Here is a 13,265-nt window from a genome sequence, read left to right as displayed (position 1 = left end):
ATGCGCAAAAAAGAGGATTCAAATTCTGAATCCTCTTTTAGCATTTTCGGCTATTATCAAAATTTATTTTGATACAGCCCCTTTTATTGTATTTCTCTTTCTTTTATAATTTGCTATTTAAATGTTATAGCAAATTATAATAAGATCAAAAAAACAGTATGATTTACTCATTTTTTAATTATTCATTAACAACTATTGAATCTAAATTTCTAAGTTTACATTCCCTAAGTTCTATACCTTTAAGAATATTTATTACTTTGTCAAAGTTATTTACTAGATTTATTCTTTTCTCACTTAATACCATTTCCAGTGAATAATTCTCCCACTCAAGCCATCTTACGTAACTATCACGTTCTTTTATATAATTTTTAAATTCATCATTCTTTTCTATCTTGCTTATAATTTCATTACAAATAAAGAAGTTACATACATAGCTTCTGTATCTTTTAGGTAAAGTACACCCTTTTGCTGACTTTACAAACGGACATGCTCTAAAAAAAATAGTTTTATCTTGAACATTAGTATCTTCTTGTTCGCTTTCAATATACTTTATATAGCTCTTTTCATCAAAATAACCCTTTGCATGAATATAATAGTTATAAATTTCTACATCGGGAAGGTTTCGAATACTGTTTAATGTTTTTAATCCTTCTTCATCTTTTACCATCTTATGAATATCATACAACGTGAATTTAGGAAAATACCAACAGCATCCTCTATTTTTAATATTACATAAACTTACTCCAAAAACACTTTGGCAATTGCCACAAGAATTACAACTATATTGAGGAATACCCTGATCAATTTTCAAATCAATTTTAACCATATTAGCCTCCTATTTTAGTTATAAAAATATTACTTATATTTATTCTACATAACCTTTTTATGAATCATTTAAAACTTAATGCTAAACTTTTTAATCTTGATATAAAAAGTTAAGAGCTAAGAAAAAAGTGCTCTATTCTTTTAAAATTAGCACTTCTTTCTAGAAAATCCACTTAACATTTTTAATCCAATATAACCAAAATTACCCTATAATTACTATATCAGTTTCTTGTAAAAAATAAAACTATTTGTTTTTTCATTTAACATTAACCATATTAAAACCTTGTTTACTGGCTTCTTCTATAAAATTATCTCCATCAATATGAATACAATAAACTTGATTTCTATATTCTCTAGGTACTAATTCACATAACTTTCTTAATGATGTATGAACATTGTCTTCTAAATCATCCATACATGTATCATGATATACTAAATTTTCGTTTTTTAAAAAGTTAACTATATCAATATTAGTTTCATAAATATCTCCACTATAAAAGATACTGTTTCCTATATCAAACTTTAACATATACGAATAAGTGTTAAGTGTTCTAACATGTTTAGTTAGTATTCAATTTATATTTAAACTTAATGTTTCAACTTTCTTATTATTAGAGTCTAATACTTTGAAACTCTCGTTTTCTTTTAATCCTAATAACTCTAAAAATAATTTAATTTTTTCTTTTTCGTTAAAATATACTTTTGATGTTATTTTATATTTCCAATAACAAAACCCTATAAATCCACCTAATGAACCTATATGATCTGAATGTATATGAGTTATTAATATATGAACTTGCTTAGCTCCATCCATTACGTTTTTCTCTAAAATTTTCTTAAATACCGTTTCTCCACAATCAAGTAATAATAATGTTCCATTCTTTTTAATATATTTTAACTTTTTCTAGATCTATATGTACTTAATTTAACACTCCCTAAGTTCTACTAATTAAATTTAAAGCATTATTTATGGTACGGTTCCCCATTACTAATTCTAAATCCCCTATAAACTTGCTCTAATAGCATCACCCTAAACAATTGATGAGGGAAAGTCATCTTAGAAAAGCACAATTTATAATTTGACCTTCCTATAACTTCTTCTGATAATCCTAAACTTCCCCCAATAACAAATACCAAATTAGAATTCCCCATAACTCCACAATTATCAATAAACTTAGAAAACTCCTCTGAAGTTATCTGTTTCCCTTTCAAATCCATTGCTATAACATATGAATTGTCTTTTATTTTAGATAAAATCAATCTACCTTCCTTTTCTTTTATTATTAATTCTTCCTTCTCTGATGCATTATCTGGAGTTTTTTCATCAGGTAACTCTATGATATCAAGCTTGCAATATCTACTTAATCTTTTTGAGTATTCATCTATAGCTTGTTTTAGATATTTTTCCTTCAGCTTCCCAACTGCAATAACTGTTATGTTCATAAAAAATTCCTCCCATGCTTATATAAATATATTAACATAAAGGAGGATTGAATTTAACCTTATTCGACTTTATAACTGTCAACATCAATGATAATTGGTTCATCACCATCATCATATTCATAATTATTTTTAGGTCTATTTACCTTTGGTAAAGTTATCATTAATAAATTATCATTAAAAGACGCCTTTAACTTACTAGGATCAATCTCATCTATATAAAAGTTTTTCACCAAATCCTGTGCAGATCCTATTATTGTCATACTGAAATTTACTCCATTTGAATAAGTTCTTCTTCTTCGAATTGTTAATATAGCCTTATTCTTTTCAAAATCTATACTTACATCTTTAGCTGTTACCCCAGGTAAATAGCCCTTAATTAAGTAATACTCACCAAAATCCTTTAACTCAATATCATAAGAACTCTCATTTCCTATTCTATTTACAAGATTGCCTCCCATTTTAGCAGATATTATTTGATTAACCATTGAATTCAAAAAATTATCATTTAATAAGTTTCTTAATATACTAATATCATTCCAGTTATTATTGGATTTATTATTAAACATAAAAGGAAACATCCCAAACATATATAATATTCACCTCTGCTTCATTCGCTATACTATATATGTATTAATTGTTTACTAATTTGACACTAAAATTAATCAGAGTTTAATATTTCCAACAAATGATAAGTTAAATAATCCTAGAAAGCTCAATCAATTACAGTAGAAAACATTATTGTCATACAGCTAGATATATCTAAAAAAAGAGCCTATTAATTAGGCTCTTTAACAATTACGAATTTTTTCCACAACACTTCTTATATTTCTTTCCACTTCCACATGGACATGGATCATTTCTTCCTACTTTAGAATCATTTCTTACTATCTTTGATTCCTTATAATTTTTTTGAATTTCTTTTCTCTTTTCTTCTGAAAAAATACCATCCCATTGTGGTAATTTATACAAATATTCAGCTTTTGCATCAAGCATATTAAAATATAGCTTTTCAAGGTCTAAATCAAATGTTAAATCAGTATTGTTTTCAACCTTTTCTAAATCATAAGGATTTTTTAAGCTATCATTAATTCCATCAACAAAACCCATAATAAATTCATCAGTTGTATTGTACTTTTTGCTTAAATCAGCAATTGTAGTTGTTAATGCAGTTTTATGTTTTGCTAATAAATCTCTATATATGTTTGTTTCAATTTCACTATATTCTTGCCAAAAAGCATTTTCTCCTTTAGCCTTAACGTAATCAACAACCATATCAGTCCAACTCTTATATAAACTCATATTTCTCTCCTCTTTCTAAAATATACTCTTTATACAAATTATACTAAGATAAACCTTTATTTTCAACTAATTTTATCCATTACTGTATATTAATCTTATATTTCCACATATCCACTAGGCTTTTCTCTGCTAGCCATAGAGATTCTTATATCTTCACCTTGCCTAATTCCATTCTCTTCAATGACATTTAGAACTGTTTGTAATGCTAAATCAGGATGATTATTTGTTTTGCTTAAATGTCCCAATATAACATTTTTTCCCAATCCATGATTGACCAAATCTACTAAAGCTCTTCCGCAATCATCATTAGATAAATGTCCCACTTCACTTAAAATTCTTCTCTTTAAGTTATATGGATATGGACCAAACTTCAACATACTTACATCATGGTTACATTCTAAAAGTATAGAGTGTGAATCTTTTATATTACTAAATATTTCTTCTGTAAACACACCAAAATCTGTAGCAATACTTACTCTCTTGTCATTGCTATCTATAGTATATCCTACAGGAGCTATAGCATCATGAGGTATTATAAAAGACTTAACTGAAAGGGCACCTATATTCACAGTACTCCTTCTATCCATTATCTTTATATTATGTTCCTTAACTTTTCCTATGGAACCTTCCATAGCTGACCAAGTCTTATCATTTGCATATATAGGTATGTTATACTTTCTCGAAAGTATTCCTACTCCTTTAATATGATCACTATGCTCATGTGTGATAAAAATTCCATCTAATTCTTCTGGATTTTGTCCAATGGCTTTTAGTGCCTCATCTATTTTTTTCCCAGGCATACCAGCATCTATTAGTATTTTTGAATCTTTCTCAGATACAAAAATACTATTTCCACTACTACCACTATATAATGAGCAAAATATCATTTTATTTCCCCCGTATTATTCTTGAACTTTTATCCTATTTATATCTGCACCTAATTTTTTTAGTTTTGCTTCTATATGAGGATATCCTCTATCAATATGTTCTATACTAGTAATTTCTGTTTCACCTTCTGCAATAAGTCCTGCTATAACCATTGCAGCTCCAGCTCTAAGGTCAGTAGCTTTAACCACTGCTCCTGTAAGCTTCTTAACGCCATCTATTATAGCTACTCTTCCTTCAACTTTAATATTGGCTCCCATCTTCTTTAACTCATCAATGTGCTTATGTCTATTTTCCCAAATTGATTCTGTTATCAAACTTCTTCCTACAACTGTGCTTAATAAAGCAGACATTGGTTGTTGTACATCTGTAGGGAATCCTGGGTATGGAGTTGTTTTTATGTTTACTCCTGTTAATTCCTTATCTACAGTAACTCTTACACTATCGTCGCCTTCTTCTACTATTGCACCCATCTCTTTCAATTTAGCTGTAATAGATTCTAAGTGCTTAGGAATAACATTTTCTATTGTAACATCTCCCTTAGTAGCAGCTGCTGCAATCATGAATGTTCCTGCCTCAATTTGGTCAGGTATTACGCTATATGCACATCCACTTAACTCTTTAACACCTGTTATTCTAATTACATCTGTTCCTGCACCCTTTATATCTGCACCCATTGAGTTTAAGAAGTTTGCCACATCAACTACATGAGGTTCTTTAGCCACATTTTCTAATGTAGTAACTCCTTCTGCTAATGTTGCTGCTATCATAACATTGATTGTTGCTCCTACTGAAACAACATCAAAGAATATATTTGTTCCTACTAGTTTATCTGCCTTTAATATTACCGCACCATGTTCTATTACGACATCTGCCCCTAGCGCTTCAAAACCTTTTATATGTTGATCTATTGGTCTTACCCCTATTGGACACCCTCCTGGAAGTTCAACCTTAGCTCTCTTAAATCTAGTCAATAAAGCTCCTATAAAATAATAAGAAGCTCTCATTCTTCTAACGTCATCTGTACATGCATTAAAATTACTTACATCACTGCTATCAACTTCTAAAGTATTATTATCTATCTTATTTACTGTACATCCCAAACTCTTTAGGATTCTCTCTAAACAATGAACATCTTCTATATCTGGTATATTGTCAATCAAACATTTTCCTTTACTTGCAACTACAGTTGCAGGTAATATAGCTACTGCTGCATTTTTTGCTCCGTTTATTTCTACTGAACCTTTAAGTACTTTGCCTCCATTAATGACTAATCTTTCCATCCAAATTCACCCTTATTCACAGATTATATATATTTAAAATTCCCAAAATTCATATTTATATCCAATTTTTCTTTTTTACGGACATTTTCATCCTATTTTATCTTAAGTCTATCTTATACATTATATCACAAACTATTTTATTTTAAATACATTTTTTAAACCAATTTATCCTATACTAAACTTTTATTGTTATGTAATAAATTTATTAGTATTTTATTATTATCACTATGAATTTTAGGCCTTTTTAATTATAATTCTATTTTTTTATATATGGTAATATGTTATAATTTATAACAAAGTTTGTATACTTTTTAACTAATATTAAAATAATGAGAGGTTTACTATATGAAATATTATGTTGTTGCACTTTTCGATGAAGATTCTTATGAAACTATAACTCCAATTCAAAGAAATTTATCTAAAAAATTTAGAGGTAATAGACATTCTCCTATGCCTTATATTGCCTTAAACATATTAGACAATCCTAACATGGAAAAATTGTATACTGTTATAGATAAAATCATTAGACCATACAAAAAGTTTAAAATTGAACTGTGCGATGATGTTTCTATAAGTGACACTATGAAAACTATAAATTTGAAAATCCTTAATGAGGGTTACATAAAGAAAATTAACCGTTCTCTAAGAGATACTTTAGAGCTTCATGGAATACATTCTAAGAATCTTGAAAATGATTTGTCCATTTCTATAGCTAATATAAATTATATTAACAAAGAAAATAAAAAGAATAACGATATTGCATGTGACTTAGTAAAAAAGGATGGTAAAAACTTAACCCTTAAAGTAAGCAAGTTTGAAATTTGGAAAATTTCTAATAATAAGAAAGAAACTTGCATTAAATCTTATCCTTTAAAAACCTTTTAAATCATGGAGTTTTGATTAGTAAAAACTAATTAAAACTCTTTATTTATTTAAAAATTTAATTATTTATTTTTTTGTATTCGTTTACTCCCCTTTTATTTATTATAAAGATTTTGTAAAATATATTAAGATGATTGCCTTAATTAGGGAGGAAAGAATATGCATATTGCAAATTTATTTAAAATTCAAGAAAACAAGTGTAATGATTTAGTTGTTGATAATACTTTAAGTGAATACAAAATTACAGCAAGAAAACATCTTGAACTTCACATAGCTATGAGCGATTTAGCCAATGAAACTCAATGCTATAGATATTGGATTGGTAATGAAAAAGTTTTAGATGACAATATGATTTTCCATAAATATATTACCTGCTTTAAGCACCTTATATCGTTAGGTTTATACAACAAATATGGGGATATGGATGAAATAGATATAGAACTTAGTGATTATTGCTTAAGTGATCAATTCTTAAACTTGTACATAGACATAAATGATTTAATGATTTCTCCATCTAAGGATCACTTTGTAACATTAACAGAAGACTTCTTAAGTTTAGGTATTAGTTTAGGTTTTACTGAAAAAATGATTATAGATGAATTTAATAATAGTTATAAGTAAAAGAGGCTCTCTAACTTTTAGAGAGCCTTTTTATTTATATAAATATTAATTATTGGGATACTATACATGAGGTGATAGTTTTATGTTTTCAATAATCTTTGCAATTATTTCAGGTGTCTCAATGAGTCTCCAAGGTGTATTTAATACAAGGCTAGGAGAAAAAATAGGAACATGGGAAACTAATGTAATAGTTCAAGCTAGTGGTCTAATATTAACTTTATTAATTTCCTTTTTCTTTGGTAAAGGTGACTATAGACATGTCAAAGAAGTAAATAAACTCTACCTTTTAGGTGGAGTCTTAGGTGTTATTATTATATTTACTGTAATGAAAAGCATAGGTGGTCTCGGTACTACATATGGAATAGGAATCATTCTAGTAGCACAATTAATTGCCGCAGCTTTAATTGACTGTTTTGGCTTATTTGGAAGTGAAAAGCTTAATTTTTCATTAAAAGAAATAATAGGTGTTGCAATTATGCTTATAGGTATTATAGTATTTAAATGGAAACATTAAGATAAGGAGTAATAAACCAAGATGAATTTTTTTAAAAATATAGTTTTTTTATCCCATTTAACCTTTAATAATATTCGAGAATATTTTAATTCTAGAGAAGAAGTGCTTTCTGAACCAATTTCCACAGACTCTATTAACTGGTATGGGCATGCTACTACTATAATTAACTTATCAGATATACTGATTCTTACAGATCCTGTTTCATCTAATAAACTAGGTTTTTTTAAACGAGTTGTTGAGAAACCATTTAAACTTGAAGATATGAAGTTTGATTATATTCTTCTTTCTCACGGACATATGGATCATACTGATTTTCCAACATTAATGAGATTAGACAAAAATGCTACCATTATTGTTCCTAAAGGCTATAAAAAACTTATGCATTTGCTTGGTTTTAAAAAAGTTATTATGCTTAGGCATAATGAAACTTATGAGGATAATAATATTAAAATTAAGTCTTTAAAAGCAGAACACGATGGAAGAAGATTTTATATAGGTATAGATAATGAGAGTAACTCTTATTTAATTGAACGAAATAATAAAAAGATTTTTTTTGCTGGAGACACAGCTTACACAGAAAGTTTTAAAGACATAGAATGTGATGTAGCATTAATGCCTGTAGGTTGCTATAAACCTGACAGATTTTCATATATGCATTGTACTCCTGAACAAAGTTATAAGATGTTCAAAATGATGAAATCCAGTGCAATGATTCCAATACATTATAAAACATTTAAAATCTCGCTTGAAGATTTTAATGAAACTCATAATACACTGGTTAATTTTAATGATAATTCATTGAAAATAATTAATATAGGTCAAACTTATAAACTATAGATATTATCTATAGTTTTTTTATTTAAAGTATTTATCATATTAACTTTTCTATTAACATTCTTACTTATATTCATATAATATATAAAGGATTAATCATTAGGAGCAATGCTATGTTTCTTTATAAAAATAAATTAGATAAAGATTTAAAACATCTAATTTCAAATAATTATTATAAATTCTATAGAGTTTTAATTAAATATAAAAACATAAAAGATAGCATCGTAAAGAAAATCTCTTCATCCAAGGGTAAATTACTATATGTATTAGAATCCTCAGATCTCATTTGTGCCAAAATAGACGGCCGATTAATAACCAACCTATTAGAATACCCTGAAGTTCAATATATAGGCTTTGATGAATATGTGTTTTTATGTGGTATGAGTATATCCACAGCCAATAACATTCATCTATGTGAACAACATAGTTTATCCGGAAAAGGTGTTAGTATTGGTATTGTTGACAGCGGTGTTTATCCTCACCCTGATCTATTGTCACCGTCAAATAAAATTGCTTCATTTAAGGATTTAATAAACAACTTATCATACCCTTATGATGATAATGGTCACGGAACTTGTATATGTGGATTAATTGCGAGCAGTGGAGCTTCATCTAATAACTTATATAAAGGTATTGCCCCTCATGCAAGCTTGCACTGTTATAAGGCTTTTGACGCCTTAGGAAAGGGATATGCATCAGATGTACTTTTCTCTATAGAAGAATTAATTAAGCATTCCAGTGAATTCAATATTCGAATTCTTTGTCTTCCATTTGAGATGCTAACCCATAACACATTTATCATACAAGCTTTTAATTCTTCGTTTTTAAAAGCCACTAAATTAGGTATTATCCCTATAGTCCCAAGTGGAAGCACATTAAATTCTACAAATGAAATAATGGGAATAGCTACTTTATCTTCATGCATAACAGTTGGTGGAATAGATTCAACTAAGACAGTTAAACCTTATACCTATTCATCTTCTGGACCATATGGCAAAACACTAAAACCTGATTTATGTGCTGCAGCAGTAAATATAACTTCCCTAAATTCTGATACATCTTATATTTCTGAAAAAGATGGCTTCAAGCTTTATCCTCCAAAACTTGAAGCTTCATATAAAACTTTTAAAGGAACCTCCTTAGCAGTTGCATTTTTAAGCGGTATTGGGGCTCTATTATGTGAAAAAAATCCATCTCTATCTTTTAAAGATTTTTGCTCAATATTAAAACTTTCATGCGATAGGCAAGACTTTTCTATTTCCAGCCAAGGTGAAGGATTGATTAATATATCTAAGTTATTTATTTAAACTCTAATATAGCACTGTGGATCTATAGGAACTCCATTTGCTCTTACTTCAAAGTGTAAATGGGGTCCTGTACTATTTCCTGTACTTCCAACTCTCCCTATTATATCTCCCTTTTTAACTTGTGCTCCAATTCTAGTTTCGAAAGAACTTAAATGTGCATATACTGTTTGTATATTACCTTCATGTTCTATTAATATCTTATTCCCATATCCAGAAACGTATCCGCATTCCTTAACAATCCCATCAAAAGCACAATACACTGGATCTCCTGATTTATGTGCTATATCTATCCCATTATGTTTTTTCCCCCACCTCTCTCCAAATACGGATGTTATAGTTCCCCCTCTGGTTGGATGCTCCAAAAATGCAACCTTATCCGGAATTGGACTCTTACATCCTTTATATATAATGTTATCTTTACTTGGAACTAATGTTTTTTCTTCTAATACTTCTTCTCCAATCTTTCTCCCATTTGTATAACTTACTTTAGATACCACTTCTCTATATCCAACAGCTCCATCTTCCTTTTTCACTTGCCCTATATACATATCATCTCTGTTAATTGTTTTAACAGATGGTTTAATTTCTTCTTTTCTAATTTCTTTGCATTTTAAATCAACTTCTACAATATTCTTATTATCATTATCATCAACTATTCTTTTTGCTATAGCATCTACCGAATCTACAGATGTTACTTCTTTAAAACACTTTGAATATTCTACATTGGTTTTTACATTCACATCCAAAATATTGCCTTTATCTATATTATTTTTATCTATATATGCTTTTCCAATTTTCTCAAGAACTTTTTTCCCCTCTTCCTCACTTGATATCACTCCATAATTATTATTCTTAATAATCATGTTTAGCAAACTACCTTGTTTACCAATGGATGCTATTTCCTTATCATCTTTACTTGTATCATTTTGCAAATCTACATTTATGTCATTATTTTCACACAATAAATTACTAACCATTAAATTTTCATCTTTATTTATCAAATAATTTGTAAATACTAAAGATATCCCAATACTCGTTAAAGTTACTTTTAATATCTTTATAAGCTTCTTATTCATAAAACTTCCCTTCTTTTGGATACACATACTGTAATTTTCCCACATTCTTAATTTTTATACATATTATCTAAAGTTGTTATCCAATTCTTCCTTTGTTATAATTGGAATTACACATAATAGATACTATTTTAAAATATACACTAAAGGAGATAGTTAGAATATGAGTACTTTTATGCTTAAAAATACAGATTTAAAATTTACTCCTGTAAGTAATGTATTTATTGAAAAATATATGGCAAAGGCAAGAGGTGAATTTGTAAAAGTTTATTTGCTTATGTTGAAATATAATACTTCAAACGAACCTGGAGTTAACGGTTCTATACTAGCTTCTTCATTAAACTTACTTGAATCGGATGTTATGAATGCACTAAATTATTGGAATGATCAAGGAGTAATAAAATTAGTTCCAATAGATAAAATGAAGAATTTTAATATAGAATTTCTAAATCTAGAGGATGATGCCCCTGTAAACAAAGAAGTACATCTATTGGATGCCCTTAATAACTCAGAAACAACAGATATGCTTCGGGATATAGAAAAAATATTAAGCAGACCCCTTTCAACAAAAGAAATGGAAATATACCTTGGATGGCAAAATGATTTTTCCTTTACTTCTGAACTTATATTAATACTTATTGAATATTGTGCTGCAAAAGGAAAAAGTGATTACAGATATATCGAGAAAGTAGCAATGGCTTGGCATGATTTAGGTATAAGATCAGTGGATCAGGCTCAAACTTATATAAAACAAGCCGAGGATAAGTGGATTAAAATCAAAAGAATATTAAATTACCTAGGTCTAAGAAATACTGAAGTTATGAAACCGCAGGAAGATCTTTTAGATAAATGGATATCCATTTATAAATTTGATTTATCTGTCATTCAAAAAGCTTGTGATATTTGTTTTCAACGTCTTAATAGAGCAGACTTTAAATATATTGATGGAATACTAACAAAATGGTTTAATGATAACATAAGAACAATTGAAGACGTAGCAACAAAAGATAAGCAATTTAAGTCTAATTATAACAAGCCAAAATATGCAAAGAACAACAATACTACCGGTGTAGGCTTTAATAACTTTGAACCTAGGTCTTATGATTATGATTCTTTAGAAAAGAAATTATTAGGATGGGATAACGATGATTAATGGATACCAATCAAAATTATTAGATATTTATAGCAAAATAAGGGATGAAGAATCAAAAAAACTGCAAGATAGAAAAAAAGAAATTGAAAACTTGTACCCTGAAATAATTGAAACAGATAATAATATAAAAAAATTATCTTTGCAACTCTCCCTTGCTATTTTAAAATCTAAAAATAGTGACGAAACTTTACAATCTTATAAAGATAAAATAACTGATTTACGAGCTAAAAAGTACGAAATGCTCGTATCAAAGGGTTATGATCCAGAGTACTTAACTTTACATTATAGATGTAATAAATGTAATGATACAGGATTTATAGGCATGGATAAATGTCATTGCTACAAACAAAAATTAATATCTCTATACTATGAAAATTCATTACTTCAAGATGCCACTAGAAGCAAAAACTTTGATAAATTTGATATTTCGCTATTTTCTTCTCATCGAATAGGTGAAGAAAAGTATTCTCCTAGAAGAAATATGGAAAACATATTAGAATATATCTTACACAATTATATTCCAAACTTCGGTAAAGAAAATACTAATCTTTTGTTTTTTGGAAATCCAGGTAGCGGAAAGACTTACTTGTCTTACTGTATAGCAAAAGAATTATTAGATTCAGGTTTTTTGGTTATTTACAAAACCTCAGATGAGTTAATAAGCGATTTACGAACCATTAGGTTTAATAATGATAAAAGGTTAGAAGATCTCTTGATAAATTGTGACTTATTAATAATTGATGATCTTGGTGCTGAGCAAAGAAATGATTTTTCTACCACCGAACTCTTTAATTTACTTAATAAGAAGTTATTAAAGAACAAAAAAATGTTGGTATCAACCAACCTTTCTCTTCCTGATATTACGAAACTATATAGTGAACGTATTTCTTCTAGACTTATTGGAGAGTTCAAATTATATAAGTTTTACTCTGAAGATATAAGAATCACATTAAATTTAAACAAGAAGAAAAATTAGTAAAAGTCTATCTCTATAATTGAGATAGACTTCTTTAACTAATTAAATGTTTCTATATAAAAAAAAGCACCAAAATTAATTGATGCTTTTTTTGGCGACTCAGAAGGGACTCGAACCCTCGACTTCCAGCGTGACAGGCTGGCACTCTAACCAACTGAGCTACTGAGCCA

Annotated in this window: 16 protein-coding genes and 1 tRNA gene; 7 read left to right on the top strand and 10 right to left on the bottom strand. The window is 28.4% G+C overall.

The genetic code is table 11. The features are described 5' to 3' along the window. Positions 1-178 precede the first annotated feature (178 nt). The 8 genes from FAY47_RS17575 to FAY47_RS17545 form a co-directional block, all read right to left on the bottom strand. On the bottom strand, positions 179-826 hold the full coding sequence (locus tag FAY47_RS17575) for a hypothetical protein (protein ID WP_143318232.1): 648 nt from the start codon (positions 824-826) through the stop codon (positions 179-181). Positions 827-1,081: 255 nt separating this feature from the next. After that, positions 1,082-1,354 carry a hypothetical protein gene (locus tag FAY47_RS21050; RefSeq protein ID WP_243129655.1) on the bottom strand — a complete coding sequence of 91 codons (273 nt, stop codon included), beginning with the start codon at positions 1,352-1,354 and terminating at the stop codon, positions 1,082-1,084. A 42-nt stretch (positions 1,355-1,396) separates the two neighbouring features. Then, positions 1,397-1,714 (bottom strand): MBL fold metallo-hydrolase, encoded by a 318-nt coding sequence (locus tag FAY47_RS21045; protein ID WP_279232171.1) that lies wholly within the window; start codon positions 1,712-1,714, stop codon positions 1,397-1,399. Between the two features lie 74 nt (positions 1,715-1,788). After that, a complete protein-coding gene (gene rlmH / locus FAY47_RS17565) occupies positions 1,789-2,268 on the bottom strand; it encodes a 23S rRNA (pseudouridine(1915)-N(3))-methyltransferase RlmH (protein WP_143318231.1) in 480 nt (159 codons plus the stop codon). A 59-nt stretch (positions 2,269-2,327) separates the two neighbouring features. Next, positions 2,328-2,834 carry an Hsp20/alpha crystallin family protein gene (locus FAY47_RS17560; protein WP_185966883.1) on the bottom strand — a complete coding sequence of 169 codons (507 nt, stop codon included), beginning with the start codon at positions 2,832-2,834 and terminating at the stop codon, positions 2,328-2,330. Between the two features lie 229 nt (positions 2,835-3,063). Continuing rightward, on the bottom strand, positions 3,064-3,567 hold the full coding sequence (locus FAY47_RS17555) for an SEC-C metal-binding domain-containing protein (protein WP_143318229.1): 504 nt from the start codon (positions 3,565-3,567) through the stop codon (positions 3,064-3,066). Between the two features lie 95 nt (positions 3,568-3,662). After that, positions 3,663-4,454 (bottom strand): MBL fold metallo-hydrolase, encoded by a 792-nt coding sequence (locus FAY47_RS17550; RefSeq protein WP_143318228.1) that lies wholly within the window; start codon positions 4,452-4,454, stop codon positions 3,663-3,665. Positions 4,455-4,469: 15 nt separating this feature from the next. Continuing rightward, positions 4,470-5,735 (bottom strand): UDP-N-acetylglucosamine 1-carboxyvinyltransferase, encoded by a 1,266-nt coding sequence (locus FAY47_RS17545; RefSeq protein WP_143318227.1) that lies wholly within the window; start codon positions 5,733-5,735, stop codon positions 4,470-4,472. 345 nt (positions 5,736-6,080) lie between these two features. Here FAY47_RS17545 and FAY47_RS17540 point away from each other — a divergent pair, with 345 nt between their 5' ends. The 5 genes from FAY47_RS17540 to FAY47_RS17520 all read left to right on the top strand — a co-directional run bounded on the left by FAY47_RS17540 (position 6,081) and on the right by FAY47_RS17520 (position 9,893). Beyond that, a complete protein-coding gene (locus FAY47_RS17540; protein WP_143318226.1) occupies positions 6,081-6,620 on the top strand; it encodes a hypothetical protein in 540 nt (179 codons plus the stop codon). 156 nt (positions 6,621-6,776) lie between these two features. Beyond that, positions 6,777-7,238, top strand: coding sequence for a dUTP diphosphatase (locus FAY47_RS17535; RefSeq protein ID WP_143318225.1), 462 nt, complete (start codon positions 6,777-6,779; stop codon positions 7,236-7,238). An 82-nt stretch (positions 7,239-7,320) separates the two neighbouring features. Then, positions 7,321-7,752, top strand: a complete 432-nt coding sequence (locus FAY47_RS17530; RefSeq protein WP_143318224.1) for a DMT family transporter — start codon at positions 7,321-7,323, stop codon at positions 7,750-7,752. Positions 7,753-7,773: 21 nt separating this feature from the next. Continuing rightward, positions 7,774-8,589: an MBL fold metallo-hydrolase gene (locus FAY47_RS17525; protein WP_143318223.1), complete on the top strand. Its 816-nt coding sequence runs from the start codon at positions 7,774-7,776 to the stop codon at positions 8,587-8,589. A gap of 110 nt (positions 8,590-8,699) precedes the next feature. Continuing rightward, the gene (locus FAY47_RS17520) at positions 8,700-9,893 is read left to right on the top strand and encodes a S8 family serine peptidase (protein WP_143318222.1); all 1,194 of its coding nucleotides are present in this window, start codon (positions 8,700-8,702) and stop codon (positions 9,891-9,893) included. Here the strand turns inward: FAY47_RS17520 and FAY47_RS17515 are convergent. Beyond that, a complete protein-coding gene (locus FAY47_RS17515) occupies positions 9,890-10,969 on the bottom strand; it encodes a peptidoglycan DD-metalloendopeptidase family protein (protein WP_185966882.1) in 1,080 nt (359 codons plus the stop codon). The genes FAY47_RS17520 and FAY47_RS17515 overlap by 4 nt on opposite strands. Positions 10,970-11,129: 160 nt before the next feature. On the opposite strand from FAY47_RS17515, the gene FAY47_RS17510 reads away from it, so the two are divergent. Together FAY47_RS17510 and FAY47_RS17505 are read left to right on the top strand one after the other, a co-directional pair. Next, complete coding sequence (locus FAY47_RS17510) at positions 11,130-12,119, top strand: DnaD domain protein (protein ID WP_143318220.1); 990 nt, start codon at positions 11,130-11,132, stop codon at positions 12,117-12,119. Then, the gene (locus tag FAY47_RS17505; protein WP_143318219.1) at positions 12,112-13,095 is read left to right on the top strand and encodes an ATP-binding protein; all 984 of its coding nucleotides are present in this window, start codon (positions 12,112-12,114) and stop codon (positions 13,093-13,095) included. Before FAY47_RS17510 ends, FAY47_RS17505 begins: the two co-directional genes overlap by 8 nt. A 92-nt stretch (positions 13,096-13,187) precedes the next feature. On the opposite strand, the gene FAY47_RS17500 is transcribed toward FAY47_RS17505, so the two are convergent. Beyond that, positions 13,188-13,264, bottom strand: a tRNA-Asp gene (locus FAY47_RS17500). Position 13,265 lies beyond the last annotated feature (1 nt).

The organism is Clostridium sp. HBUAS56017, from assembly GCF_007115085.1.
In the GTDB taxonomy this organism is placed as follows: domain Bacteria; phylum Bacillota; class Clostridia; order Clostridiales; family Clostridiaceae; genus Clostridium; species Clostridium cibarium.
This window is presented reverse-complemented; position numbering and strand designations above follow the sequence as displayed.